The following is a 25,869-nucleotide window of genomic DNA, read 5'->3' on the forward strand; positions in this document are numbered from 1 at the left end:
TATGGAAAAATTTAAAAATATTATAAAAACATTTATGAAAAATAACATTATAATTTCTGTGTTGATAGCAATTACCCTTTCCTGTTCTGAATCCAGAATTACTTCAACCACTTCGTCTTTCCCAATTCTTGTTTTAACTTCTGATAATGGTTCTGATGAATATACCGGAGAAATCCTTAGGGCAGAAGGATTTAATGAATTCAGGACAGATAAACTTTCGGATGCGAAGGTGACATTGGATTATTTAAGCGGGTTTTACATAGTGATTCTAACTGAAATGCCTTTAACTGAGCAGCATGTTGAAATGCTTGATACTTATGTCAAAAAAGGAGGTAATTTGTTAGCATTTCGACCCGATAAAAGAATATCCAATATATTTGGAATGACCGATATGGGTGCTTCTGTAAGTGAAGGATATATTGCAATCGATTTAAATTCTGCGCTTGGCAAAGGAATTACCAATGAATCCATACAGTTTCATGGAACAGCCGATAAATATGAACTGAGCGGCGCAAAGACAATTGCTGATTTATTCATTGACGCTCATACAAAATCAGGATCACCTGCTGTTGTTACCAACAACTATGGCAAGGGACATGCAATAGCCTTTACCTATAATTTGCCAAAGAATATAATTTTTACCCGTCAGGGCAACCCGGAATATGCAGGTATAGAGAAAGACGGAATTGTTGGACTCCGTGGAATGGATTTATTCACTGATGGCTGGATTGATACAAGTAAAAATACCCTTAATCAGGCAGATGAACATATGCACCTTTTATCCAAATGTCTTGATTATTTGAGTGTAGATTCCAGACCTTTACCTCGTTTCTGGTATTTCCCGGATACATTAAAATGCCTTGCGGTATTGGACAATGATGGGGAAGATAATACAGAAGCTGACTTTGAGCCACAATTTGAAGATGTTGATTCGATGGGTGCGAAGATGACGATCTATATTTATGCTCTTGACAAAGTTTCCAAAGCCTGGGTTGATAAATGGGTGGCTAAAGGTCATGAAATTGCAGCGCATCCCAATGATACCGAAGAAGCCGAAAATCCCACATGGAATCGTATGGACAGCATTTTAGGCGACATAAAGGGGCAAATCGCCTCAAAATATGGGTTAACAATACGTACTAACGTGAATCATTGGTTTGTATGGTGTGGAAGAAATGCAGATGGTAGTCAGAATTTTGCAGCCGAAGCAATACTTGAAGCAAAGCATGGAATCGAAATGGATGCAAACTATGCATTTTATGATATAAAATCTAATCAGCCAGAGCATTACCTTGGCTCACTGGGAACAAACCAGGGGAACTATATTGGCAGTGGACTTGTTATGAAATATGCCGATGCTGAAGGTAAAATAGTTAACGTTTACCAACGTTATACTGCCGTTTACGATCAGCAATACAACGAGAGTAAAGACCCTGAAGGTTTTTTTAACAGTTTTAAAGGATTAATGGACAGGAGCTTGAATAATGATATTTATTCCATCATCAGCATAAAGTCTCACAACAACGAGTATTATTTTTCCAAAAAACCTTTAATGAAGATGCTAGCTTATGCTAACGAAAAAGGTATTCCGGTTTGGACCGCGCTAAATCTTCTCAATTTTCTTAAAATGAAAGATGAAGCATCTTTCTCCAATCTGGTTTGGTCTGATAATCATTTGTCATTTTCCTTAAATTCATCGTTAAAACACAGCAATGGTTTAACTTTTATTGTTCCGGCAATGAGTGGCGGTTTGAATGTAAAAACGATTACCACGGATGGTGTGGAGACTCCAATCATTCTTAAATCGGTAAAAGGTAGCGAATATGCGTTTGTAACTGTGACAGGAGGTTCAAACTTTGAAATTGATGTGAAATACGGGGGATTATAAATTTAGCTAGTTTCTTCGATTTTCTCCTAATGTATTTATTTGTCACCATTTGTACAGGATTTTTATAGATTTTGAGAAGCCTATGACTACATCTGTTCCAATGAATTTTGATTCATTTGCTCAAGTAAAATAATTAATAAAAAATTGTATGTCAACATTTAATAACGATGCCGAATTGTTCTATTTTATAAAAGAAAACTTATATGTGGCTGCGGTCTGCGATATTCTGGACGAGCTAGGTTTCCGAAATCAGGCCATGCACCAGCGTCTGCGCCCACTGCTTCCCGATGCTGAAAATTGTGGATTCATTGGTCGAGCCCGTACATTTCGATGGATGGAAACAGACTATATCGAGGAAGAAAACCCTTATGGACTGGAGATTGAAGCCATGGATTCGTTGAAAACCGGTGATGTAGCCGTCCATTCAACCGATTATGGTGGCACCAATGCACCCTGGGGGAACTGATGAGTACCATCGCTAAGCGAAATGGAGTTGTCGGTTGTGTTTGTGATAGCCAGATTCGCGATTGTGTAAAAATTATGAAGATGGAATTCCCTGTTTATTATACAGGCATCAGACCATTGGATTCAAAAGGAAGAGCGATTGTAAAGGCTTATGACGTGCCGGTAAAGTGTGGTGAAGTGTTGGTAAATACCGGCGACATTGTTTTTGCCGATTTCGATGGAATTGTAGTCGTTCCTCAATCGATAGAAAGTGAAGTATTTCAAAAAGCCAAAGAAAAAGTTAACAAAGAAAATTTATCACGCAATGAATTGCTAAGTGGTAAATCGCTACGCGAAGTGTACGACAAATATCAGGCATTGTAAAAAAAAACATACCATGAGATTAGAAGATAAAGTTGCTGTAATAACAGGCTCAGGTTCCGGAATTGGAAGGTATTGTGCCTTCGAGTTTGCTAAAAACGGCGCCAAAGTGGTTGTGGCCGATCTAAATGAAAAAGGTGCAGCTGAAACCGAGAAACAAATTCAGGCAAATGGTGGAATTGCCGTTACTTTCAAAGTTGATGTTTCAAAACCGGAATCTGTTCAGAAATTGGCCAATTTCACGCTTAAAACGTTCGGTAGGATCGACGTTTTGGTGAACAATGCTGCCATCCAGATTAACAAAACGGTGGAGGATATGACTTTTGAAGAGTGGAATCTTCAAATGACAATAAACGTGGGTGGCGTGTTTTTATGCTCAAAACAATTTCTGCCACACCTTCGCAAAACAAAAGGGAACATCGTAAACATGTCGTCGGTAAACAGCTTTTTTGTTGAGCCCATGTGTGCCGGTTATTGTGCCACTAAATCAGCCATTGTTGGTTTAACCAAAGCCATGGCCATCGATCATGGTCACGAAGGTGTGCGGGTTAACTGCATACTTCCCGGATATATTGATGCGGGTTTGGCTGAAGGATACTTCCTGGCACAGCCTGACCCTGCCCAAGCCAGGATAGATGCAGGGAAGCTTCATGCTCTCTGGCGTATTGGCAAACCAGAAGAAGTAGGTCGCGCCGCTGTGTTTTTGGCCAGCGATGACGCATCGTTTGTTACCGGTTCTTCAATGGTTGTTGATGGCGGATTTGGTTCCGGACTTCCTCCTAAATAGTTAAAGAAAAACAGATATGAGTATAGCAAAATCGCAAAAAGGGTTTGATTGGTTTCTGGTCGTAATTGTAAATTTTTTATGGGCCACGCAGGTTCCTGTTATCCGGTTTATTGGCGACAGTCTTGGTCCGGTGTCAGTTGCGTTTATTCCAACGGTTTTAAGCACAATTTTGCTTATTCCGTTTTTGTGGATAGTAAATAAAAAGCAGAACAGAACTTTTCGTTGGCGTTGGAAGGATGTCAAATACTTCATTTTTCCGGGTTTTATTGGAATATTCATGATGCAGTTCGCATTTACCTTTGGGTCACAACATACATTGGCCGCAAATGCAGGTATAATTACATTAACCATTCCGGTTATAGTTGCCATTTTTTCTTCGTTTATGCTGAAAGAAAAACTGAATGTTGTTCGGATAATCAGCTTTGTACTGGCCATAGGAGGGGTACTTCTAACCTCAATGTCTGATGTTTCGGGAGCTAATTTTAAAGAAGGTGAATTTACAATGGGCAACCTTGTTTTCCTTTTTGCCTGTTTCTGCTGTGGTTACTACAATACTTACATGAAAAAACTTATTGATCGGGGATATACTGAATTTGAGATACTGGTTTATTGCTCTTTGGCAGGAAGTATTTTCAGTCTTCCGTTATTGATCTGGGTTGAACCATTCCATTTTGATACATTCCTTCAGGCAGGGAGCAAAGCAATATGGGGAATACTCGAATTAACCATTTTCGTATATGCGGTTTCGTGGTTGTTATTCTTGTATGTATTAAAAAGAATGGACGTTACTCAAGCGATTTTGGGCAATTATTTAATGCCATTTTTTATCGCTCTATTAGGTATCTTTTTATTGAATGAAAGCATTACACCATTGATGATTGTTGGTGGAGCTATTATTCTGATAAGTACACTTTTAGTAACGGTTTATGAAAATAAATTGCTGGGATTATTAAAAAGAGAAAAGGTCAAAATAATATAAATTCAAAAAGATGAAAATTACGAACGTTAAAGCCATCATGTTGAAGTTGCCGAAAATATCTTCGGCAGCCGATGGCACACAGGATGATTTATTAATTGTGGTTGAAACCGACGAAGGGATTGTTGGTTACGGAGAGGTGGATACTGCGCCTTATGTGGGTAAAGCTATCGTTGATGCGTATATGTCGCATGGCACATGCTACGGTTTGCGCGAGGTGGTTGTTGGGATGGATCCTTTCGATTACGAGCAAATTTGGAACGACATGTGGGATAAAACCTACTATTATGGTCGTTTTGGTCCTGTTATGCACGTTATGAGTGGCATCGACATGGCTATCTGGGACATTATGGGAAAAGCCACAGGTAAGCCTGTTCATAAATTACTTGGTGGAAGCTACACAACAAAAGTGCGTCCTTATGCCAGTGCATTGATGCCAGATGATCACGACGGAGTAAAGGCTTTGGTTGAAAAACATCGTGCAGAAGGTTTTACTGCGATTAAATTAGGCTGGGGACCACTGGGCTACGAAGTGAACTTTGATGTGGAGTTGGTGAAAACAGCCCGTAAAGCTGCCGGAGACGAAATGGAGATCATGATCGACATAGGAAAACGTTACCGTTTACGCGAAGCAATGTATGCAGCCAAAGCCATGGAACAGCAAAATATTTATTGGTTGGAAGAACCGCTTCCTGCTGAAGATTTGGAAGGCTACCGTCGTCTTACCGAGCAGTCGCCTGTTCGTATAGCAACCGGAGAAGAAGAAAGTGGACGAAGAGCATTTAAACGCTTAATCGAAGAAACCGGCATCGATGTGGTTCAGCCTGATATGTCGCGTTGCGGTGGTTTAACCGAAGCTAAAAAAATTGCACAAATAGCTGCCGATGCGAATATTCTGTGTATTCCTCATGCCTTTAAGTCTGGTGTTTTAGTTGCAGCGTCAATACATTTAATAGCTTCAATTCAACATGCACCATTCCTCGAGTTTTCGGTAACAGAATCGGGTATCCGCAAAGAAATTTTGGCCAATCCTTTTATACAAAAAGATGGATTTGTTGACGTTCCAACAGCTCCGGGTTTGGGTATTGAAATCAATCCTGATGTAATTAAAAAATACGGTATTACATACTAAAAGATCAATCATGGCGGTAAATCAATCAACTCGCATTGAACGATTGAAGCTTATACAGAAAGCATCATTTATTGATGCTTTCTTGTTTACTTCTTCGTCAACAATAACTTGTTTAAGTGGTCATTTTTTCAATTTCGAAATAGGCCCAAACCCTTTCCAGCTAATTCCTGCGGCATTGTTGATGGCTCAGGGACACCCGTCAAGCCTTGTTTTGGCCGATAATGAAGCGTACGAACCTTGTGGGATTGGGGCAGGTATCAGCATAAAAAAATACGCAAGCTATCAGTATAAAAATCCTCTTGATTATACCGCGAAGTTTGTGCTTAAATTACAGGAAGCACTAAAGGAGCTTGATTTATCGCAAGCACGTATCGGTATTGAACAGGACTCACTACCTTATGTGGCTTCTCAAGCTATATTAGCAGTATATCCCAATGTTGTTTTTGTTGATGTAAGTGAAGAAGTTGTCTGTTTAAAAGCCGTAAAAGACGCCGATGAAATTGACCAAATCAGAAAAGCCACAGTTTTGTGCGATATTGGTCAAGCAGCCGTTTTGAAACATGCGAAGGTTGGTATGACTGAATTGGAGCTTTTTAGTTTGATTCGTACCGAAATGGAAGCAACGGTAGGCACACGCGTTCCTATTATGCTCGATCTGGTTAGTGGAGCCAGAACGGAAGAAGGTGGAGGAGTTCCATCCAATAACATTATTAAAGAAGGCGATTTGGTATTAAGCGATCTTACGCCCTGCCTGAATGGCTACTGGGGCGATACCTGTAATACGATTATTGTTGGAAAGCCGAGTGCAGAACAGAGTAAACATTTTCAGTTAATTGAAAGCGCACTTCAGGCTGCCATCGATTTTATTAAACCCGGTGTAAAAGCCAACGAAGTAGATCAATTGTTGCGTAAAATGCTTTCATCTGTTGGTGAATACGGTCATCACAGTGGGCATGGTGTGGGTACTAAGAACCACGAAGAACCACGAATTGTACCATACAATGAAATGGTAATAAAAGAGAACATGGTAATTGCGTTAGAACCCGCTATTTATTCCAATGGATACGGTATTCGCTTAGAACATTTAATTTTAGTGACCCAAACTGGTTGCGAAACCATTTCAAAATTTAAACATTGCTTCGAACAAAAATCATAAGCATATAATTCCTCGTCTTTATGAAAAGATTACTTCTTGTTATCATGATGTTGAGCTTTGGTAATTTTACCAAAGTTGGCGCTCAAGGCAGTCTTGCTATAGGAAATAATAAATTGACCTTTCAGGAACATGTTATTTTTAAAGGCTGGAAGAATTGCGTTAAGTTGAGTAACGGAAGTGTTGAATTGATTGTTACAACCGATGTTGGTCCGAGAATTATCAGGTTTGGTTTTGTTGACGGCCCAAATATATTTTATGTTTCCCCGACCGATAAAGGTAAAACAGGTGGCACTGACTGGCATTTGTACGGAGGACACCGTTTTTGGCATTCACCGGAAGTAGCGCCGCGAACTTATTCGCCAGATAATAGTCCGGTAAACTACACTTGGGATGGCACAACGCTAAAATTAATACAGGATGTAGAACCGCTTACATCAATTGTAAAAGAGATTGAAATTACCTTAAAGGCGGATAAAGATGAAGTAAAAGTAATGCATCGCATGATAAATAAAAGTTGCTGGAATGTAGAGCTTGCGCCATGGTCGATTTCGGCCTGTGCTGCAGGTGGTCGGGCAATTGTGCCACAGGAGCCTTACATCGATCCGGCTGATTATCTTTTGCCTATTCGCCCGATTGTTCTGTGGGCATACACTAAAATGACTGATCCACGTTACACCTGGGGCGACAAATATATTCAGGCAAAACAAGATTCACTTATCAAAAGCGAAACGAAAATCGGAGTGTTGAATAAACAAAAATGGGTCGCTTTTTATCTGAATAAAACCTTATTTGTAAAGACATTCGGATACGACCCTAATGCATTATACCCTGATTACGGATGCAATAACGAGATTTATATCAATGGTGATTTTCTGGAAGTTGAATCGCTTGGTCCGCTTTCCAAAATACTTCCACAAGGTATAATTGAGCATACTGAATATTGGTCTTTGCATAAAGTCCTTCTTCAGGAAGAAGACGATTCAATCGAAAAGAATGTATTGCCTCTTGTAAAGTGGAATAAATAAACTAAAATTTTAGTTTAAAATTACACAAAGGTTGAACAATGTAGAAGATAATAAAGAGTTAATGAGGCCAATAACAACTAAAAAAGTTGCCTTTTAAAAAGATGGTTATAGGCAACTCTTATTTTGGCATTATGAAAATTAAAATCTTTCTCATTTCTATTTTTTGCATATTTGTTCTTCGGTGTTTTTACAGAAAACAACAAATAATAAATAGGACTTCATGTGGCACGTAGTGCCTAGCATGAAGTCTGGGTTGCACTACATCCCAGGCGACTACCTAATTTTTTCTATGTATTTATTAAGGGTTTTTGGTTTATCCGGATTGGCTGAGTTCGCCATTATTGGTTGGAATGAGTAGATTATTTCTTGAGTTCCCAACTACCAAGCAGGGTAAATGCTCCAACAGGCATTTGATTTTTATGATTTTACGCCCATTTACCAGATATTGGGCAATACAATTCTATTCCTGCGTTTATATAGGTTACTAATGTCTGAAAAATCAAATAGTTAACTGGACTGTTTTGTAAAGCACATTACCCGGTGAGCGAATCCTGGGCAGCAGTTCAACGAAGTCTGTATACAAGATCGAGATTCCAGATTACACTGATATTGAAATATCTCCTATCCCATATGTCAAACCTTTAAGTTCCAGAAAGCTGGCAAAATACATTGGTGTCAGTCTTAAAGTATAAATGACACGGACGAAAGAAACTACATGGAAACGCTTTTGGATAATCCCAAATTACGCGATAGGAATTTCTAATGCGTAGCATTAGGTATATTTGAAGTATGGAATTCGATATAAGCTATACCAATCAAGCGATTACGCCTTGGGGCGGAATGGCGTTTTTGCGCCAAATGTTGGACAAAATAGGGTTCAAATCGCAAGTTGAAAACTGCATTGATTTGCCGAAACCGGGATCAAACAGGGGTTATTCGCCAGTATCTATCATTGAATCATTTTTAGTGAGTATTTGGTGCGGGGCAAACCGGTTTATGCACACTGAAGTTACTCGCCATGATGAAGCATTAAAGAAAATCTTTGGTTGGAAACAATCTCCGGCGCAGGACGTTTACAAACGATATTTTGCCAAATTCACACAAGCGACCAACCAACGGGTAAGCGACCATTTTTATTCCTGGATATTCAATTCGGTACAGTTTGATAATTATACCCTTGATTGTGATTCATCGGTATTGACCCGCTACGGGGAACAGCAAGGAGCCAAACGTGGTTACAACCCGCACAAACCGGGCAGGGCATCTCACAATCCCATTATTGCCTTTGTTTCGGATGTTAAGCTGGTGGCAAACCTCTGGCTTAGAAGTGGCAATACCGGATCTGCCGAGGAGTTTATCCCTTTCTTAGAAGATACCTTTACCAAGTTGCAAGGCAAAAACATTAGTCTGTTACGCCTTGACAGTGGATTCTTCGGGAAAGATGTGTTTAATTATCTGGAAGAAAAAGAGAAGCCAATCAATTATATAGTTGCCGCACGTTTCTATGAACCAATCCAACGTATTATTGCAGGAAATCAGGTTTGGACAATACTGGATGAAGGCATCGTAATCAGCGAATTGCAATATAAAGGGCAGTTGTAGGACAAACCGCGCAGAATGGTCGTGGTCAGGCAAAAGATAGAAAAACGACCCAAAGCAGCAGGAAAAATGCTGAAGCTTTTTCAGGATGAGGATTATTACCGACAGTACCGATATTCAGCCTATATTACCAACCTGACAATGTCTGCTTCCGATGTTTGGCGGCTTTACCGTGGACGTGGCGATGCTGAAAACCGGATCAAAGAACTCAAATACGACTTTGGTTTTGATAGCTTTAACATGCAATCGTTTTTCGGAACCGAAGCGGCTTTAATTTTTGCCATGCTTGCCTATAACCTAACCTGGACGAGCCAGAACCAAACAGGAAAAACGCGTAACTTTACTGAATGGAACTATTAACAGAAACATACAAAAGAGAGATATCCTGCGTACTTTTATGTTTCGACAGGTTAATTCTCAGTGGCACAATGCCAGAAATATCATACAGTCAGGGGATGACAAAGTATATGTACGAAAAAGGGATCAAAATATTTGACTATCCCAGATTTGCCGAGCCATTTAAGGAAACCATCCGGGCAAATGCTGAACGTATAGCCAAAGAGAACGGTGCTGAAATAGAGTTCATCCGTAAAGCTGGTGTCAGAAAAGAATCAATCATTTCAGAAAAGATAGAAAAGCGGGGCAATCATCCCGGCATTGTCCATATCATCTCGGCCATGGAGGCATGCACTACATATAAACCCTGGCACAACAAAACCACGGGGAAAACATTTTTAAAACCGGATACCAGCAAATGTTTGCATTACTATTTCTATTTCATTGACGAGCAGGTTGGTCTGGGCTATGTTCGCGTGCCTACCTGGTGCCCATTTCGTTTGCAGGTTTACGTGAACGGCCACAATTTGCTGGCTTCGGAAATGGGAAAGGCTGGAATTAAATATACCATGATGGACAATGCTTTTGACAGTCTGGAAGATGTAGGTAAAGCGCAAGAACTTTCGGACAATATCAGTATTGAAAAACTTCACCGCAAGTTAGATGAGTTTGCATGGCAGTTCTGTCCGGTATATAAAGACCTTAACCTCAGATATCATTGGAGTGTGATGCAAGTTGAATATGCCACCGACATTGTGTTTAAAAAACAGGAAAGTTTACAGAGAATATACAGTGAACTTGTGGCAACGGCCATACACACGGTTAAACCTGAAAACATCGCCACTTTTTTGGGACACAAACTTGACCCCCGATATGAAGGAGAAGTTGGCAACAATTACAATGTACGCATCAAAGGCAGCCGAATAAAACATACCATGGGATCGGTGTCCATAAAAATGTACGACAAGTTCAGTAAAATATTGCGAATAGAAACAACATCAAACGATATCAGTTTTTTCAAACACTTCCGGGAGGTAGTACACCGCGACGGGACAACGTCACACGAAATGGCTCCACTGAAAAAAAACATCTACAGCCTTTCCTTTCTGACAGACAACCTGAAAGCTTCAAATAGAAGATATTTGGAATTTATCTCGGCTTTCGACAACAAAGAAGTTGGCAGAAAAGGCTTGAGGATGTCACTTCATCAAAAAGTGAAAACAATCGGAACTACAAAGGGTTTAACTTTTTCAGTATCGAGGATTTACTGGTTTTAACAGCCATCGTTCGTGGTGAGTTTAATATCAATGGGTTTAGAAACAAAAACATGCAAAAGCTACTTGGCTTCAATGGTGGAAAAATAAGCAGGTTGATTAAACGATTGAGGGTACACGGACTAATAAAAAAGGCTGCCGATTCATACAAATATTACCTCACCAAAATCGGAAAAGAAACCATCATCATGGCCCAGAAAATCAAAGAGCTGGTGCTGGTTCCAGCATATTGCTATTGAATATTATGCCAAAAAATACATCAATTTAAAAGATAAGGTACTAATGGCCTTGTTTAGGCAGTTCCTGCTCAATTCGAAAGTTCAGCACACCCTATCAACATTGAGGTACAAGACTTTTGCAATTGGTGCCTATTTCCAGAAAATCAACAACGAATACACCCTAAAGTTGAGCCTGAACATGAAACGAAGGGAATGGTTTGCCGGGTTGTGGAACCATTCAAATCAGGTCAACCTGCCTTTTAATTTTTCTAATGCGTAATTTGGGATAAATGGATAAGGGTCGCGCGAGTCTCCAAGGTTTATCTTTAAACTTGTTTTAGATGTTTCAATTCACATATTTCCTGAGAAGCCGGTAACAAGTTTATATTATGACACAATATGGGAAAAGTATTTAACCCAAGTGATTTATTGGAGTGATCCTTCGGTGTAGTTTATTCCACCAAGTTTGTGCTTTTTGTGATTTAGAGATTGGCTATTCAAAACTGTCTAACACATCTTCCTTAAAATTGTCAACATTGACAAAATTTAAAGGAACATACTGGAGTGCCCTTTTTGTGCTCAAAAATGCTATAAAATGCTATATTTTGCGCACTCATATATTTTTAAATCACTAATAATCAATATGATATAAATATGTCTTTCTCCCTGGCAGTCAAAAGGTCATCGGTTCGATTCCGATATTCTCCACTTTGAAAATCAAGACTTTACAGCAATGTAAGGTCTTTTTTATTTTCTGGAGTGCCCATCTGGAGTGCCCTTCGAGTGCCCTTTCAGATTTTTTGAGTGTAATTCTTAATGATTTCATGTATTGTTTGTAAGCATTCGGTAAACTCCGTTATATTTTCTTAGAAAACCAGCAACCCACTTTCAGAGGTTCTCTAAAATGTTCGGAGAACTTTGAGAGGCTTAGGAGATGGAACTGTTACAAATCTGGTTTTGAAGTTTGAAGTTGTGTGGAAGTAATTCGGCCAGATCCTTGCTGTAATCGTTATCGTAATTGTGGATGTTATTCAGAAAGTATACCAGCCACTCGCGGAAGTTTACTTCGCTTGCCTTGCAACAGCCCAGCATGGAATACATGATTGCTGCATTTTCGGCTGCATCGTGGTTTCCACAGAACAACCAATTCTTCCGGCCTAGGGCAATTGGACGGATAGCATTTTCTCCGAGATTGTTGTCAATTTTCAACCGACCATCCAAATGGTATCGGGTCAACTTGTGGTAAATGTTATAGGTGTAGCGGATAGCCTTTCCGATACGCCCTTTGGGCAAAACTTTGGGGTATTCATTTAGCAGCCATTTTTCGAAGGCTACCATAATAGGATAAGCCAAGCGGGAACGAAGATCGGCGCGCTCGTCATAAGAGAGTTGCTGCTGATCGGCTTGCCTCTCCACCTGATAGAGCAGTCCTATTTGCTCCAGCGCATAAGAAGCCCTGACTTTGTCCTCTGCCAAAGCCTCTTCAAATTTACGCCGGGCATGAGCCCAGCACCCAATGGGCAGAACGCCCTTTTTGTTTTCGTAAATATCGTAAACGGCATAACCATCGGTCTGGATTACGCCTTGAAAATCCTTAAACAATTGCAGTGCGACCTTTTGTGCCCGGGAACCGTGGTCGTAATGAAAAAAGACCAGGTTGTCCATAACCGCACGGATCATCCAGATGTATCCTTTTATCGTGGTGTGCTTTTCGTTATTTATAATCGGGATCGTTGTTTCATCGCTCTGTATATAATCCGAAGCCAGCACCAGCTCCTTTAACCGGTAATAAGTAGGCCTGATCAGGTCGGCTACATCCTGAAACCAGCCGTTAATGGTTGCAGGTGCAATGGATATACCCTGTTGTTTGAACATCTGGATCTGACGATAGAAAGGAAGATGGTTCACATATTTGTCGATGATAATATCAGCCAAAACACTTGCCCCGGCATAGCTTTTTGCTATGGGAAGTACGGGCATGGGAGCTGTAATGATTTGCTTTTCCACATCCTGGCTTTTATCTTTCAACGCATATTTGTGGCGGATGATCCGGCGCACATACCATCTGGCAGATTCGCGTTCCAGAACTTCTGTAATTTCCGGAGCCAGTTCTATCCAATTCTCGAGTTCAATGTGCTGTGGATAAATGTGGGTTTCTTCTCTCGGTAGACTTTCGGGCAGCGGTTTGCGTACCGGATGGTTTTTCTCCTTTACCTCTATAACACGGATGGTCTTGTACTTTTCGATCTCCTCTTTGGCACTGGTTGCAAGTTCCTTTTCTTCCGGAAGCAGGTCAAGTCCCTCAAAATCGAGCTTTCGTTGCAGGGGATCCTCATTGATATACCGTTCACTGGATTTGCCCCAGATCCTTCGCTGGAGCATCTCTATCTGTTGTTTCAGCTTGTTAATTGTTTCATCCAGTTGGCTGATTGCCCGATCTTTTTCGGTAATCAGCTGGTCTTTTCCGACAATTTGTTTTTGGTAAGTGGATCTTTCTGAATCGAAGTTTTCAAAGTTGGAAAGTTGACTTTTAAGCCTGGAAGTTTCCCTAAAAAGCCGGTCACGTTCTTCCAGAATTTGCTGTAAAAAACCCTCTTCTTCAACTGTCATTTTTACTTGCTTTTGATGGCTTGAAGATACTAAATATCAACCGTATAGACAAGTTAAAAACCAAGTAAAATCTACTGTTTCGAAGGTTTTTCCCATCTTTTTTTATTCATTTTTCCATCCGGTGAGGTACCCTGTACCATCAGCATCAACTCCTGCCAGCTGGCTTGAAACGTATTGGTACTTTCATCAAAAACCGGTAGTTTAAAACTGCCCGATTCCAGTTTCATGTGATAGATCACCAAACCACCGCATTCCAAGTGCAGGATTTTCATGCTGGTACACGGGCGGTTGATAAAGATATAAACATCCCCGTCCTGCACGTTGCGCCCCATCTGGTTGGTCACCATTCCGCTCAGGGTGTAAAAACTCCGGCGCATATCCGTTGGGTACGAATACAGGTAATACCGCATTGACGAAGTGAGGCTGAACATCCTACCGGCGCGTTAAAACCAACAGCGACCGTAATATCTGTGGGTCGGGCAAACCGTTCAGCTTTAAACACACCCCATTCGGATAGCTAATCTCACAGGAGATGGTTTGGGGTCTGGCTCCCGATGTTGAAAAGGTTGTCGATTGTACCTGCACCGGGGCTGGAACCCGCGACGACTGGGCTTGCCCACCATTCTCAAAAACCACCGGGATAAATCCACTTTTAGGTGGCAATAGTCCTTTTAGCTTGTGTTGCCAATAATAGAACTTAGCCTCATTCATTTGTTGATTGGCGCAATAATCCCGAATGGTCAGGCCCGATGCCAGAAACTCGTCATAGATGGCCCGGAATTTTTTCTCATTATACATGTCGTTTGTCTTTGAAGTAAAAAGCAAACTTATAGACTGACATGCAAAATTAGTTGACGCACTTCAGCGAATGCTTACTATTGTTTAATGGCACTCGTAATTCCCAAATAATTGTTTATAAGTTATTCCAGTCGATTTAAAGCTTCAATGCACCCAAATTTTCGATCTGGATCAATTTGAGATTACATATCATCCATAGATAAGCCCTGAAATTCAAATGTATATCCTTTCAACTGACTTTGTATATTCTTTCCTTTTTCCTCCAATAAAGGAATGCTGATATTTTCTTTCTTGCGTTTGACTTCTGCAACTAAAACGGTCTTTTCAAAATCATTAATTGCGATAATGTCAATTTCATTTTGATTCCCTTTCTCCCAATAGGTTCCAATGGCTGAGTATAGATGTTGAGTCGCAAACTTCTCTGTAAAATATCTTTCCAATATCTTCCCTGTGTATGTCGGATAATCCCGTTCTACAAGGGTTCTGAGGTATTCAAAATTTCCAATCTCAACCGCACTTTGATATTTGTAGATAAAGCGAAACCAGAAATTGAGAAAATTGTCCACAATGGCATATTTTATATTTCGTCCCCCAGGCTTGGAAAACATAGGACGTACCTTTTTGATCAAATTGAAATCAATCTCCATTCTTTCCAAATATCCGCCCACGCTAACTTCCAGAATAGATTCAATTTCTGAACGGGACGTTTTTGATGATGCGATCAATGATAGTATTGAAAAATAAGTGGCATAATCCTTCCCAAATTCTTCAATCAATACATTTCTTCCTTCATCAATAAAAAGGGAGTTTTCTCTGAATATTTCATCCAGTATCTTTGACAATGTAAAAGCCTTCTTGTTGACTAATAATTCCACATATTTTGCGACTCCACCAGTAAATGTATAAAATGCCAATAAATCTTCAGCTTTAAACTTTGAGTAGTTATCCGCAAGTATTTCTTTAAGGGTATTTACATTGAATGGTTTTAGGTAAATTCTTTCGGTCGCTCTGGCAAAGAGAGGTTCTTTGGAATTTTCAAAGATATTCTTCATCAAAGAATAAATTGATCCACAAAAGATCAGATTTATTTTACTCTTGTCTTTATAACTATCCCAGATATTCTGCATCTCGCTGTAAACAGAAGGATTAACAGAATAAAATTCCTGAAATTCATCTATTATAAGCGTGAAATTTCTGGTTTCAGATAATTCCATCAGGTATTGGAATAAATCTTTAAAGTGGGCAATCAAGCCATAAGTTTTCACCTGCAGTTTACGTTCAATTTCTTCTTTGAATTCTTCACAAATAAGAATTTCATTTTTTTTGGTAACAAATAGATACAGGGCAGTCTCTTCATTTTCAAAGGCTTTCTTTAACAGACTAGTCTTACCGATACGACGACGACCGACAACGACAGTCATTTGAGCGTCTGTTGCTGATCGCTCTTTGATTGAACTCAAAAGTCCCAACTCTTTCTCTCTGTTATAGAATTTCATAAAGCTTATTTGTTATTTATTGCAATACGCATTACTGTAATGACTATTGCGTTAATGCAAATATACAATATTTTGGCATTAGTTATCACCAGCAAATTGTTCTTCAAATCTTTCCATTTTCATTAATTCAGAATCAATACCTTGCTTAGGAAATACCCTGAAACCTTGCTTTACCATTTCTTTAGCAATTTGTTTGCGATCAATGTAATGTTTAGATGTAGTTTGGTAATTGCTATGCTGCATTGAAATCCTACCATTTACGAAAAGGTCTTCCTGGGTAATGTAGGTTTTTCGAAAATGCTTCAATTGTCTGGTATAATCTCTTTTCAGTCTTTTAAAAAAGAATGTAAAGCTTTTGCTGGCGAAATCTTCAAGGTATTTGCGGTTGTTCAAAATATCAGGTTCAAATATGTAGTCAGTTGAACCGACATTGTTTTCCAGACCTAATTCATACAGAAGCTCTGATAACTCTTCACCAACAGGAACAAAAGCAAATTGGAAATCCTTTTCATCAAAGTTGTTTTGCTGTCTGTTGATCTTGATGTTAGGACTTTGGATAAAAACAGGTTTTCCACCTTCAAAATGAATCATATTCCAACGCATCGCAAAAAGCTCAGCATTGCGCCTGCCGGTATAAGCTTTTAATCTGATCAAATTTTTTATCCACGGCTTATACATATTGCGCTGGGTTTTCCCAATCTTTTCACAAGAATCTGTATCATTTATTACCTCAAGCAAATCGTAAAAATCTTTTGCTGAAATACTTTCATCCGTTCCCTTTTCAGATTTAAGCTTAACCTTCTTCCACACATTCTTAATAGGATAATCTTCTTTTTCAATCAGGTAGTTATAGAACGTTCTTAATGCTTTGATTTTCGCATTGTAGGTATAGTTGCTATAATCTTTACTTTCTAAAAATTCGCAGTACTTTCCTACAACTGAATCGGTAATTGACTTTAGTTCTATAGCCCTGACATTGAACACATTATTTTTTAGGAACTTGACAAAATCTTGTAAAAAAGTTGTTGTTGTATTGATATGCGATTTGGCAAGATACTTTTTCAAATGATGGGGAACTTTCTCATCATTCATGTAATCAATGTATTTTGACATCAGTTCAACCAGCAAATTAGTCTTTACTGGTTTTGCTTTAGTCAACGACTTACGCAGCGGGCTTTTGACTTGCTTTTTAAAATCAGCAAATTCCAGCAATGCATCCTCAAAATTTCTTGCATTAAGAATTTTTGTTTTGCGGTCATATCCTGAGTTTGGAATCCGAATAACAGCTTTATAAGCTTGGCTTTCTAATGGATGAGTGCAGCCATTCGCTGATTTTGAATTTCCGTTGACATCGCTTCTGCATTTCCGGCAAAACACAAAAAGCCCATTTATTTTTTGATATGGCAGGTTCTTTCTCATTTAAGCGCAATTCTTTAAAAAATTCTGAGCTTCCTGGCTAGTTGGTTGGTAAGTAATCTTTGACTTCGCTGAACTATCTGACGATTCAAGCAAATGCAGGTTGTTTTCTTTGCAAAGTGTATAAACTTTTAACCAATCGTCTCCATATCTGTAAATTCCGGTCAAACTGACCACCCTGTGCCGATTCAAATTGACCATGTGTTGCCGATTTAAATTGACCACATAAAAGAGCCCTCTGAAAACTACCTTTTTTTCATGCCGTAATTCATATTCAAAATTGTAAAAATTATTCCTTGTTGATACTTTTTTTCTTTCTCATTGATTCTCCGTGTAATTCGATGCGGTGAGCTTGATGAATCAGCCTGTCCAATACTGCATCAGCAATGGTTTTTTCTCCAATAATATCATACCATCCCTGAACCGGTATTTGTGAAGTAACGATAATGGAACCCTTATTGTGTCGGTCTTCAATGATTTCCAATAGCGTTATCCTGTTTTGACTATCGAGTGCCTGGAGTCCAAAATCATCGAGTATAATAACATCCTGCCTTTCGATTTTCGCTAGCTCCTTCAAGTATGAGCCATCGGCTTTTGCCATTTTTAACCTGGAAAACAACTTCGATGTATTGAAGTAATTTACCCGGTAGCCCTGGATACATGCCTGATAACCCAGTGCCGTTGCCAAATAACTTTTACCCACGCCGGTACTTCCTGTGATTAAAACGTTCTCGTTCTTCTCTACGAACTCACACTCTCCAAGTCGTAAAATAAGGTTGCGTTCCAGGTTTCGTGATTGATCGAAAGTGATGCTTTCGATGTTTGATTTGTAATGGAACTTGGCATTTCTAATTAGTCTCTCTATTTTTCGGTTGTGACGTTCGTCCCATTCTGCATCAATAATCATGGACACAAACTGATCGATGGTGTAATGGTCTGTTTTCCCGGTTTCGACTGCAGTTTTAAATGCACCATGCATTCCGGAAAGCTTCATTTGTCTCATTTTTGTCAACGTTGATTCATTCATAATGATTTGATTTTAAATTTATTTGTAATAGTTCTTCCCTCGTATGTTGTTGTGTTCGGGCAATTCCGGATCTTCTGTTGTCTCATCCTTAATCATATCCAGGTTGTTTTCAAGGATGTTTTGTATGGCTTTAAAACTGTAGGTTCCAAAGTCAAGAGCACGTTTGCAGGCATTGATAAGTCTTTGTTTGCCAACCTTTTTCTCAAACGAAAGTATCCCCATGCAACTTTTAAACGCCTGCTCAGGATGGTTTCGGCTTTCAATGATCTTAAAGATATATTCCCCGGCAACCGGGTCAATACTGTTTGCCCAATTGATAAACCGGGGGGCAGTCCAATCGGTTACAAATTGATGGGTGCTCGCTAAATGTTCGGGTGTGGTTGTGTAGCTGTAAAGTGCGTAGTCCCGGGGATGGGTAGCCAACCGATTGTATTTAAAGTAAATCTCGACCGTTGTTCTGGTGTACATCACCTTCACCTTTTTGCGGATGTATTGGTACGGCACGCTATAAAAATGTTTGTCGCAACTAAGCTGCACATGACCATTTTGCATGACCGTTGCCTGTGCCTGATACTTGATCTCAAAGCGTTGGATGGGCAGTGGCGACAGTTTGCCCTTCTCGATGTCATTGTATAGCTCAAAACGTGTGTATGGACGACCGGTGAGCTTTTTGTTGTTGTGTGCATCCAACAGGTCGCCGATGCGATCGTTCAGTTCCGCAAGGGAGAAAAACGTTTCGTCCTTCAGTGCAGCATAAATCCTGCGGTATAGTATTTTAACAGCACCTTCAACTAACGATTTGTCCCGTGGTTTATAAGCTCTGGCTGGTAGAATAGTGGTTTCGTAATGTTCTGCCAGATCTGCCAGTGTTTCGTTGATGGTGGGCTCAAAACGGCTGCTTTTTATCACCGCTGACTTTAGATTGTCCGGAACAATTGCTGCCGGAACGCCTTCAAAAAAACGCATGGCATTTTCTACCGATACAACAAAATCTTCCTTCTTTTGGCTGGCCGTGGCTTCGGCATAGGTATATTGGCTTGCCCCTAAAACAGCAACAAAAAATTCTACTTCACTTACCTCTCCTGTATCTTTTTCAACCACAGATAGCTTTTTGCCTGCATAATCAACAAACATCTTGTCGCCTGCCTTGTGGTTCATGTGCATCACCGGATTTACCTTCTGGCTCCACAGTTTGTAATGCTCCCGGAACTGGGAGCTTTGATAACCCCCGGGGTATTTTTTAATGTACTCTTCCCACATACACTGGCCCGTGACGCCAACCCGTTTGAGCTCCCGTTCCATATGAGGGAAAAACTCATATAGCTTTTGTAATCGCGGGCTAATAGACTCTTCAGGAGGGTGTGAAAACAACGTTTCCAACTCAAGGTCAGTCTTTTGATTGATCTCTTCAATGGTCAACCCCTGAACTTCAAAAAGGGAAATATACTTCTTTACTGTATTCCTTGATAAGGATAAATATTGGCTTATAAACAGCTTGCTTTTCCCGCTGCAATGCAACTTAATCGCTTTTCTAATCTTACTCATGTCCGTTAATTTATTTGCCATAATCCGCTCTTTTTTTGAACGAAAGTATGGGTAACGACATGAAAAAAAGTAGCTGATTTTAGGTGGTCAGTTTGCTCCGGAAACAGTGGTCAATTTGCTCCGGAATCTGGTGGTCAGTTTGCCCCGGAAATGGTGGTCAATTTAAACTGGAATCAGGTGGTCAATTTCACCGTTTTTTCCACCATATCTTATTTTGTACCGTTCAATAATGGGTCGATTGTAAGCGAACTCAAACTCAGAGCGAATGATGAATTTCCCGGATATATCTAAAAAAACATTAACATCATTTTCTTCACACCACCTGACGGCACTGCGGATGTCTTTCTTGTTGATCTTTGGAAGAAGATCATGTAAATAAATTCTATCGAGTCCATTGTTTTCCAAATTGTCAGATTTAGGGTTTTTAAATTTTCGGCTTACGAATAGCTTATTCCAGGGTTAGATATACGTTGTCGATGGTCTCCTGGCGGATTCCCAGGTATCTGCGTGTAATTGCGATATTGGAGTGATTAAAAATGTCTGATAGCAACACAAGCGCATTTTCGCTTTCATTCATGTTCTCATACACCTTTCGGGCAAATGCTTTTCTCAGAGAGTGAGATGAAATCTGTAACCGTTTCGTGTTGAATAGAGATTTCAGAATCACATTAATTGATTGAGTTCGGTATGTTGTCCCTTTCTGCGAGATGAAAATGTATTTTTCGTCAACATTGACATTTTTAAAACTCAAGGTTGCCAACATAGTTTCATAAGAACTCTTTACCACCTTATTCAAACTAATCTCCCGGGCTTTCTTAGTTTTCTTCTCTTTGAGAAAAAGCTTATTACCGGATAGATCCAGATGCTTCAGTTTCAGAATATCAGAAACACGAAGTCCGCAGTTAATACTTAAAATGATATAAAATCCGATTACACACATTTTTTTGTCGTTTAATAGTTTCAGACCTTTGTTCAAGACTACATCATACTCTAGATAATCACTTGTTTTATTCATAGGAAGAAATTTAAGATCAGGGGCTAACGTAAGGAATTTATCTTCATTAACATCCTGATCTTAAGGATAATAACCCTTATTTCTTCAGTGAATTTTTAAATAAACAAGGAAGTGCTTGATTATGAGCAGGGAAGAGAAAATATCTACAATATTGTACTTATTGAATATTGTTTAAAATGAAAAAAAACTGTATTTGGACTTACACTTTCAATTGAAAGGTTCTGATTCAATCGGACACCTATTTTTTCTCTCATACTCTTCCATTGCTTTTTGCCTTGGGATTGAACCAAAAATATTTACTCAATGTGTAATTCAATATTAGAACCCGTAAAATGAAAGTTGCCAGATTAAGTATGAATTCTTCCATTTTATGGTTGTAACCCAATTAAATACTCCATAGAGTTTGTCGAGCTATAAAAAAGTGGCGAAGTAAAATTACCTCACCACTTTTCTTATGTCGCAATAATATAACTAAGCAACCAATTTGGAATCTTCATCCGATTCTTTTGACAAGTAAGGTTTTAGCCTGACCTCAGAACCCATAATATATTCTGGTTTTATCTCATAACCTACTGCCTTCCTTTTTGCTAAGATTGCAGCTTCTAAACTTGTACCAGTTCCGTTATATATGTCAAGAACCGTATCATTTTCTTTGGACGTAGTCAAAATTGCAATAAGCGGAACAGTCAAAGGAAATCCAGAAGTGTGCGTCAAATTAAACCCTGCATCCTTACAAGCTTTTCTCAAGGATTCCATATTATTCCCATTTGTTCTAAGAATATTTTCTCGGAAATCCATAGAGGAAATGATATTTTTAATTTTGCCCCCAGTGCCAAATGAAATTCTGTTATCGGAATCAGTTACATTTTCCAACCAAGAAACATCGTAATAGTAATTTGAATTTTTGACAAAGTGAAAGATATACTCATGATATATTGTCAACATCGACAAAATTTAACGAAGAATACTGGAGTGCCCTTTTAGTGCTTAAGAATGCTTTTAAATGCTATACTTTGCGTTTTCGTGATTTTATATCACTCACATAATCAATAAAATAAAAATATGCCTTTATCCCTGGCAGTCAAAAGGTCATCGGTTCGATTCCGATATTCTCCACTTTGAAAATCAAGACTTTACAGCGATGTGAGGTCTTTTTTGTTTTCTGGAGTGCCCATCTGGAGTGCCCTTCTGATTTTTTGAGTGTATTTCTATTTGATTTTGTATACTGTTTAATTGGTTTATTTTTAATTTTTCTCTTCTTAAATCTGACAACTCATTTCTTTTTCTTGGACATTTAGAATCTATATCGGCGCCACCTTTTTTATTGCACAAATTAGAACTTACACTATTGTCAGGTTGAGTTTGTCATTTGTAATAAACCAAATAAATAAATGGCTCTTTTATTTCAATACAATCACCATTTTCATTTGTTTTCTTCATAATTCATAATTTTTACAATATTTGGAGAATTTCGTAAATGTAAGGACAAATAAAGGTGTTTAATCTAGGTTTTGTAGAAGAATAACTGAAGGTCACGATAACAATAATCAATTCCATCAAAGAAAGGTGCTTATTTCCTCCCTCCCTAGATTTTGATTGTATAGATTTTTGAAAATTGGTATGGGTAATAAGAATAGTATATAGTTAACAGATATTTTTTACCTATGAAAGAAGATATTGTAAAAGATAAATTGTCTATATTTTAAAGCATATAATTTCATTTAAATTAGTCTTGCTATATTTAATAGCATATAATTTACTATATTTGAACTTAATTATATCTAAAAGCATACAATGAAGAGATTGGCAGAATTTGTAAAGGAATGCAGAAAAGAGGTAAATCTGACACAGGAGGAATTTGCCGACAGAGCCGGAGTTGCACTTACGGTTATCCGTAAAATAGAACAGGGTAAGACAAATTTGAATCTCGACAAGGTTAATCTGGTTTTGAGTATGTTCGGCCACGAGTTGATTCCTGTAGATAGCAAAGAAATTGAAAAATGAGAAAAGGCAAGGTTTATTATAAAGAACATTTTGCAGGGATTATCACGGAAACTGATGATGGGGAATTTGTATTTCGCTACGACGAAACCTTTGTAACAGAACATCCCAAAGAGTTCATTACGTTTACCATGCCTGTTACAAACAAACCCTATACAGAAAAGCGATTATTCCCTTTTTTTGATGGTTTGATTCCCGAAGGTTGGCTACTGGATATTGCCTCTAAAAATTGGAAAATAAATCAAAATGACCGCATGGGACTGTTGCTGGCATGTTGCAAGAACTGTATTGGAGCAGTAAGTGTTGAACAAATTCAAGAAGAAAATGAGCAATAAGTGCCTGTATTGTTATCAATTAATTGAAGGGGAAGGCGATTTTCATGCAAAATGCTGCACAGATTTTTTTGGGACAGCTACGCCACCACTTATACCCTATTCGATAGACCAAATGGATGAACTGGCTAAAGACGTCGTTGAACGTAGCGTCGCTGTTCCCGGTGTACAGCCCAAATTATCAATGTCGGTAGTGAAAGACACAAGGGAAAATTTAGACACACGATTAACTGTGGTAGGTGCGCTTGGTGGTCAATATATTCTGAAACCGCCGTCCAGTAAATATCCAGGAATGCCTGAAAATGAACACGTGACTATGCGGATTGCCGAAGTTTATGGAATCAGGGTTGTGCCGTCGAGTCTAATCCGCCTGGCATCGGGCGAATTATCGTATATCACCAAAAGAATTGACCGCACCGCAAGTGGAACAAAAGTCCACATGATTGATATGTTTCAGATTACTGAAGCTTTTGACAAGTATATCAGCTCAATGGAGAAAGTGGGAAAAGCTCTTCACTCGTATTCAAATAATACCCTACTTGATAAGCTTTTCTTTTTCGAACTTTCGGTGTTTAGTTTTCTAACCGGGAATAACGATATGCACCTAAAAAATTTCTCAATGATTGAAAGCACTTTGGGCTGGGTTTTAGCCCCTGCTTACGATTTGTTGAATGTGACAATTGTTAATCCCGATGATACCGAAGAACTTGCCCTGACGCTCAATGGCAAGAAGAAAAAATTAAAGAAAGAGCATTTTGAAAAATTAGCTAAAGGGCTCGGATTAACAGACAAACAGATACAACGGGTATTTAAGCGGATGATAAACAACAAGCATAAAGCCATGAAATGGGTTGACCAATCTTTTCTTTCTGACGAACTAAAAGCGGCCTACAAAAAGATTGTAAATAACAGATATGCTCAATTAAATCTCGTTGAGTAATCAGCCTGCATCAAAATTGTCAATGTTGGCAACATTAATCTCAAATACTGGAGTGCCCTTTTTGTGCTCAAAAATGCTAAAAAAAGCCATTTTTGCATCGTTGATGATTTTCAAATATCTGATAATCAAATTTATATCAATATGACATTCTCCCTCGCAGTCAAAAGGTCATTGGTTCGATTCTGATATCTCCACATTGAAAATTAAGACTTTACAGCAATGTAAGGTCTTTTTTATTTTCTGGAGTGCTCGTCTGATTTTTTTTGAGCGTAAACCACAGATAATCAATTGAAGGCAATGTCTAGCTGGTAGGTTATTCCGTATGCGAATTGAGATTACCAACTCTTTTCTGAGCCTCCGGGTCGGTTTCAAAGTCCATAACAAACTGAACTACTCCAAAATAGTCTTCAATTCCCTTTTCAATTTTGTTGGTTTTCAGGTAAACATCGTTCACTTTTCCGGCAGCTTTGTCGATTTGTTCGTTTCGCATGCTTTCCCAGTGCTTTTGTACTTTTCGGATGTCGTCAATTACAGGCTTGTCGATTTGATGTATCAGATCAGCAAAGTTGTGCAGGCGTCTGGCCTGCGAAAGGAAATAGTTGATCATATTTAGGTTGGCGCTGTAACGAAGATATTTTGAGTCGCTTTTGACACAAACCAGCCAACCATAAAAATTGGCCTCTGCTTCGCTGGTAATTCCAAACTGATGAGCAGATTCGTGAGCAAGCACCTGTGGATATTCAATCATCAGCAAGTTATCGTTCAAGTGTACCTCGCTGAAAAATGGTCCGTAATAACCGGCAATACCAGCTTTCGCGAAAAAGGAACTTAGGCTTATTGATTTTGGAATGCGCGAACCCTGAGGATAATTCAGCTTCAGGAAAGATGAATTTTCTTTGTATGATGATTCCACCAGTCTTGAAATCTCCGATTTTGTAATGTCGTCGAATGTGCAATACGATTCGTTGGTTTGTGCAATCAAATTTTCCAGAACACGGACAAATTGTACTGTGTCGGGTTTCGATTTACCAATCTGAAGCCGATCATTAATTCCGGAACGGTAATAATTAAACCCCCAAAACCAGTAAAAAAGCACATAGCAGATAGAAAGTGTTTGCAGAAATAACAACAGAAATTTTCTGAACCTGATTTTTCTGAAAATCGTCAATAGGGAAATTGTCAATAGAAAAATAGCCAAAATCACATAAAACGTATCGTCCATCGAGAATGAAACCCATTTGCTTACAAACGACAACAGAAAAGCAATTCCTGGATAGAAAGTTTGGGAGTAGAAGACTTCGGTAACCTTTGGATGGCGCGAAAATAATTCAGTCAACCCGAAAGTGATTAATGCGAGCCAGATCGGGAGAGCCGCCCTTCCAAAGAATATTTGCCTGAATTTACCTATTGCCATATCGTGTGATTCTATTGAATTGCGAAGATCAGTATTTATCTGATTAATCCATAATTTTG

General features: G+C 39.0%; 25 protein-coding genes and 1 pseudogene. 15 read left to right on the top strand and 11 right to left on the bottom strand.

Going from position 1 to position 25,869, the window contains the following annotated elements:
- Positions 1 to 34 precede the first annotated feature (34 nt).
- The 12 genes and pseudogenes from AQPE_RS12975 (at position 35) to AQPE_RS13030 (ending at position 11,496) form a co-directional block, all read left to right on the top strand.
- Positions 35 to 1,888 carry a Rossmann-fold NAD(P)-binding domain-containing protein gene (locus tag AQPE_RS12975; RefSeq protein ID WP_318346926.1) on the top strand — a complete coding sequence of 618 codons (1,854 nt, stop codon included), beginning with the start codon at positions 35 to 37 and terminating at the stop codon, positions 1,886 to 1,888.
- 256 nt (positions 1,889 to 2,144) lie between these two features.
- Positions 2,145 to 2,716 (top strand): annotated as a pseudogene (locus AQPE_RS12980) (RraA family protein).
- Between the two features lie 13 nt (positions 2,717 to 2,729).
- Positions 2,730 to 3,500, top strand: a complete 771-nt coding sequence (locus AQPE_RS12985) for an SDR family NAD(P)-dependent oxidoreductase (protein ID WP_318346927.1) — start codon at positions 2,730 to 2,732, stop codon at positions 3,498 to 3,500.
- Between the two features lie 16 nt (positions 3,501 to 3,516).
- Complete coding sequence (locus AQPE_RS12990) at positions 3,517 to 4,479, top strand: DMT family transporter (RefSeq protein WP_318346928.1); 963 nt, start codon at positions 3,517 to 3,519, stop codon at positions 4,477 to 4,479.
- Between the two features lie 10 nt (positions 4,480 to 4,489).
- Positions 4,490 to 5,608, top strand: coding sequence for a mandelate racemase/muconate lactonizing enzyme family protein (locus AQPE_RS12995; protein ID WP_318346929.1), 1,119 nt, complete (start codon positions 4,490 to 4,492; stop codon positions 5,606 to 5,608).
- Between the two features lie 10 nt (positions 5,609 to 5,618).
- Entirely contained in the window at positions 5,619 to 6,764 is a 1,146-nt protein-coding gene (locus AQPE_RS13000; RefSeq protein WP_318346930.1) for a M24 family metallopeptidase, read from the top strand.
- A 20-nt stretch (positions 6,765 to 6,784) separates the two neighbouring features.
- Positions 6,785 to 7,789, top strand: coding sequence for a hypothetical protein (locus tag AQPE_RS13005; protein WP_318346931.1), 1,005 nt, complete (start codon positions 6,785 to 6,787; stop codon positions 7,787 to 7,789).
- Between the two features lie 789 nt (positions 7,790 to 8,578).
- Complete coding sequence (locus tag AQPE_RS13010) at positions 8,579 to 9,391, top strand: transposase (RefSeq protein WP_318346932.1); 813 nt, start codon at positions 8,579 to 8,581, stop codon at positions 9,389 to 9,391.
- Positions 9,392 to 9,406: 15 nt separating this feature from the next.
- A complete protein-coding gene (locus tag AQPE_RS13015; protein WP_318346933.1) occupies positions 9,407 to 9,748 on the top strand; it encodes a transposase in 342 nt (113 codons plus the stop codon).
- Positions 9,749 to 9,816: 68 nt separating this feature from the next.
- The gene (locus tag AQPE_RS13020) at positions 9,817 to 11,001 is read left to right on the top strand and encodes a hypothetical protein (RefSeq protein ID WP_318346934.1); all 1,185 of its coding nucleotides are present in this window, start codon (positions 9,817 to 9,819) and stop codon (positions 10,999 to 11,001) included.
- Between the two features lie 50 nt (positions 11,002 to 11,051).
- Positions 11,052 to 11,237 carry a hypothetical protein gene (locus AQPE_RS13025; RefSeq protein WP_318346935.1) on the top strand — a complete coding sequence of 62 codons (186 nt, stop codon included), beginning with the start codon at positions 11,052 to 11,054 and terminating at the stop codon, positions 11,235 to 11,237.
- 43 nt (positions 11,238 to 11,280) lie between these two features.
- A complete protein-coding gene (locus tag AQPE_RS13030) occupies positions 11,281 to 11,496 on the top strand; it encodes a hypothetical protein (RefSeq protein WP_318346936.1) in 216 nt (71 codons plus the stop codon).
- Positions 11,497 to 12,143: 647 nt separating this feature from the next.
- Here AQPE_RS13030 and tnpC read toward each other — a convergent pair.
- The 10 genes from tnpC to AQPE_RS13080 form a co-directional block, all read right to left on the bottom strand.
- Positions 12,144 to 13,826, bottom strand: a complete 1,683-nt coding sequence (gene tnpC / locus AQPE_RS13035) for an IS66 family transposase (RefSeq protein ID WP_318346937.1) — start codon at positions 13,824 to 13,826, stop codon at positions 12,144 to 12,146.
- Between the two features lie 71 nt (positions 13,827 to 13,897).
- Positions 13,898 to 14,257, bottom strand: coding sequence for an IS66 family insertion sequence element accessory protein TnpB (gene tnpB, locus AQPE_RS13040; RefSeq protein ID WP_318346938.1), 360 nt, complete (start codon positions 14,255 to 14,257; stop codon positions 13,898 to 13,900).
- A 1-nt stretch (position 14,258) separates the two neighbouring features.
- Positions 14,259 to 14,624 (bottom strand): IS66 family insertion sequence element accessory protein TnpA, encoded by a 366-nt coding sequence (tnpA, locus tag AQPE_RS13045; RefSeq protein WP_318346939.1) that lies wholly within the window; start codon positions 14,622 to 14,624, stop codon positions 14,259 to 14,261.
- A gap of 182 nt (positions 14,625 to 14,806) precedes the next feature.
- Positions 14,807 to 16,120 carry an ATP-binding protein gene (locus AQPE_RS13050; RefSeq protein WP_318346940.1) on the bottom strand — a complete coding sequence of 438 codons (1,314 nt, stop codon included), beginning with the start codon at positions 16,118 to 16,120 and terminating at the stop codon, positions 14,807 to 14,809.
- A 78-nt stretch (positions 16,121 to 16,198) separates the two neighbouring features.
- Positions 16,199 to 17,212: a phage integrase SAM-like domain-containing protein gene (locus AQPE_RS13055; RefSeq protein WP_318346941.1), complete on the bottom strand. Its 1,014-nt coding sequence runs from the start codon at positions 17,210 to 17,212 to the stop codon at positions 16,199 to 16,201.
- Positions 17,213 to 17,825: 613 nt separating this feature from the next.
- Positions 17,826 to 18,563 carry an IS21-like element helper ATPase IstB gene (gene istB / locus AQPE_RS13060; protein ID WP_318346942.1) on the bottom strand — a complete coding sequence of 246 codons (738 nt, stop codon included), beginning with the start codon at positions 18,561 to 18,563 and terminating at the stop codon, positions 17,826 to 17,828.
- A gap of 18 nt (positions 18,564 to 18,581) precedes the next feature.
- Complete coding sequence (istA, locus tag AQPE_RS13065) at positions 18,582 to 20,108, bottom strand: IS21 family transposase (RefSeq protein ID WP_318346943.1); 1,527 nt, start codon at positions 20,106 to 20,108, stop codon at positions 18,582 to 18,584.
- Positions 20,109 to 20,270: 162 nt separating this feature from the next.
- Positions 20,271 to 20,513: a hypothetical protein gene (locus AQPE_RS13070; RefSeq protein WP_318346944.1), complete on the bottom strand. Its 243-nt coding sequence runs from the start codon at positions 20,511 to 20,513 to the stop codon at positions 20,271 to 20,273.
- A gap of 43 nt (positions 20,514 to 20,556) precedes the next feature.
- Positions 20,557 to 21,123 (bottom strand): tyrosine-type recombinase/integrase, encoded by a 567-nt coding sequence (locus AQPE_RS13075; RefSeq protein WP_318346945.1) that lies wholly within the window; start codon positions 21,121 to 21,123, stop codon positions 20,557 to 20,559.
- 471 nt (positions 21,124 to 21,594) lie between these two features.
- Entirely contained in the window at positions 21,595 to 22,068 is a 474-nt protein-coding gene (locus tag AQPE_RS13080) for a site-specific DNA-methyltransferase (protein WP_318346946.1), read from the bottom strand.
- Between the two features lie 849 nt (positions 22,069 to 22,917).
- Between AQPE_RS13080 and AQPE_RS13085 the strand changes: the two genes are divergently transcribed.
- Genes AQPE_RS13085 through AQPE_RS13095 form a run of 3 tightly spaced genes read left to right on the top strand, consistent with a single transcriptional unit; the run spans position 22,918 to position 24,396 of the window.
- Positions 22,918 to 23,127, top strand: coding sequence for a helix-turn-helix domain-containing protein (locus tag AQPE_RS13085; RefSeq protein ID WP_318346947.1), 210 nt, complete (start codon positions 22,918 to 22,920; stop codon positions 23,125 to 23,127).
- Positions 23,124 to 23,459, top strand: coding sequence for a HipA N-terminal domain-containing protein (locus AQPE_RS13090; protein WP_318346948.1), 336 nt, complete (start codon positions 23,124 to 23,126; stop codon positions 23,457 to 23,459). The genes AQPE_RS13085 and AQPE_RS13090 overlap by 4 nt, the downstream gene beginning before the upstream one ends.
- Positions 23,449 to 24,396 carry a HipA domain-containing protein gene (locus AQPE_RS13095; RefSeq protein ID WP_318346949.1) on the top strand — a complete coding sequence of 316 codons (948 nt, stop codon included), beginning with the start codon at positions 23,449 to 23,451 and terminating at the stop codon, positions 24,394 to 24,396. The genes AQPE_RS13090 and AQPE_RS13095 overlap by 11 nt, the downstream gene beginning before the upstream one ends.
- Before the next feature lie 313 nt (positions 24,397 to 24,709).
- Here AQPE_RS13095 and AQPE_RS13100 read toward each other — a convergent pair whose 3' ends face one another.
- Positions 24,710 to 25,810 carry a DUF3810 domain-containing protein gene (locus AQPE_RS13100; RefSeq protein ID WP_318346950.1) on the bottom strand — a complete coding sequence of 367 codons (1,101 nt, stop codon included), beginning with the start codon at positions 25,808 to 25,810 and terminating at the stop codon, positions 24,710 to 24,712.
- Positions 25,811 to 25,869: the final 59 nt, after the last annotated feature.

Source organism: Aquipluma nitroreducens (assembly GCF_009689585.1).
Taxonomy (GTDB): Bacteria; Bacteroidota; Bacteroidia; order Bacteroidales; family Prolixibacteraceae; genus Aquipluma; species Aquipluma nitroreducens.

Excerpts from the sequence above, each read along its gene's own strand:
- istB (WP_318346942.1), bottom strand. The coding sequence starts at position 18,563 with ATGAATGAATCAACGTTGACAAAAATGAGACAAATGAAGCTTTCCGGA.
- AQPE_RS12985 (WP_318346927.1), top strand. The coding sequence starts at position 2,730 with ATGAGATTAGAAGATAAAGTTGCTGTAATAACAGGCTCAGGTTCCGGA.
- AQPE_RS13080 (WP_318346946.1), bottom strand. The coding sequence starts at position 22,068 with ATGTTGACAATATATCATGAGTATATCTTTCACTTTGTCAAAAATTCA.
- AQPE_RS13030 (WP_318346936.1), top strand. The coding sequence starts at position 11,281 with ATGGCCTTGTTTAGGCAGTTCCTGCTCAATTCGAAAGTTCAGCACACC.
- tnpC (WP_318346937.1), bottom strand. The coding sequence starts at position 13,826 with ATGACAGTTGAAGAAGAGGGTTTTTTACAGCAAATTCTGGAAGAACGT.
- AQPE_RS12995 (WP_318346929.1), top strand. The coding sequence starts at position 4,490 with ATGAAAATTACGAACGTTAAAGCCATCATGTTGAAGTTGCCGAAAATA.
- AQPE_RS12975 (WP_318346926.1), top strand. The coding sequence starts at position 35 with ATGAAAAATAACATTATAATTTCTGTGTTGATAGCAATTACCCTTTCC.
- AQPE_RS13015 (WP_318346933.1), top strand. The coding sequence starts at position 9,407 with ATGGTCGTGGTCAGGCAAAAGATAGAAAAACGACCCAAAGCAGCAGGA.
- tnpA (WP_318346939.1), bottom strand. The coding sequence starts at position 14,624 with ATGTATAATGAGAAAAAATTCCGGGCCATCTATGACGAGTTTCTGGCA.
- AQPE_RS13010 (WP_318346932.1), top strand. The coding sequence starts at position 8,579 with ATGGAATTCGATATAAGCTATACCAATCAAGCGATTACGCCTTGGGGC.
- AQPE_RS13050 (WP_318346940.1), bottom strand. The coding sequence starts at position 16,120 with ATGAAATTCTATAACAGAGAGAAAGAGTTGGGACTTTTGAGTTCAATC.
- AQPE_RS13020 (WP_318346934.1), top strand. The coding sequence starts at position 9,817 with ATGCCAGAAATATCATACAGTCAGGGGATGACAAAGTATATGTACGAA.
- AQPE_RS13090 (WP_318346948.1), top strand. The coding sequence starts at position 23,124 with ATGAGAAAAGGCAAGGTTTATTATAAAGAACATTTTGCAGGGATTATC.
- AQPE_RS13100 (WP_318346950.1), bottom strand. The coding sequence starts at position 25,810 with ATGGCAATAGGTAAATTCAGGCAAATATTCTTTGGAAGGGCGGCTCTC.
- AQPE_RS13075 (WP_318346945.1), bottom strand. The coding sequence starts at position 21,123 with ATGAATAAAACAAGTGATTATCTAGAGTATGATGTAGTCTTGAACAAA.
- AQPE_RS13085 (WP_318346947.1), top strand. The coding sequence starts at position 22,918 with ATGAAGAGATTGGCAGAATTTGTAAAGGAATGCAGAAAAGAGGTAAAT.
- istA (WP_318346943.1), bottom strand. The coding sequence starts at position 20,108 with ATGAGTAAGATTAGAAAAGCGATTAAGTTGCATTGCAGCGGGAAAAGC.
- AQPE_RS12990 (WP_318346928.1), top strand. The coding sequence starts at position 3,517 with ATGAGTATAGCAAAATCGCAAAAAGGGTTTGATTGGTTTCTGGTCGTA.
- AQPE_RS13005 (WP_318346931.1), top strand. The coding sequence starts at position 6,785 with ATGAAAAGATTACTTCTTGTTATCATGATGTTGAGCTTTGGTAATTTT.
- AQPE_RS13025 (WP_318346935.1), top strand. The coding sequence starts at position 11,052 with ATGCAAAAGCTACTTGGCTTCAATGGTGGAAAAATAAGCAGGTTGATT.
- AQPE_RS13055 (WP_318346941.1), bottom strand. The coding sequence starts at position 17,212 with ATGAATGATGAGAAAGTTCCCCATCATTTGAAAAAGTATCTTGCCAAA.
- AQPE_RS13095 (WP_318346949.1), top strand. The coding sequence starts at position 23,449 with ATGAGCAATAAGTGCCTGTATTGTTATCAATTAATTGAAGGGGAAGGC.
- tnpB (WP_318346938.1), bottom strand. The coding sequence starts at position 14,257 with ATGTTCAGCCTCACTTCGTCAATGCGGTATTACCTGTATTCGTACCCA.
- AQPE_RS13000 (WP_318346930.1), top strand. The coding sequence starts at position 5,619 with ATGGCGGTAAATCAATCAACTCGCATTGAACGATTGAAGCTTATACAG.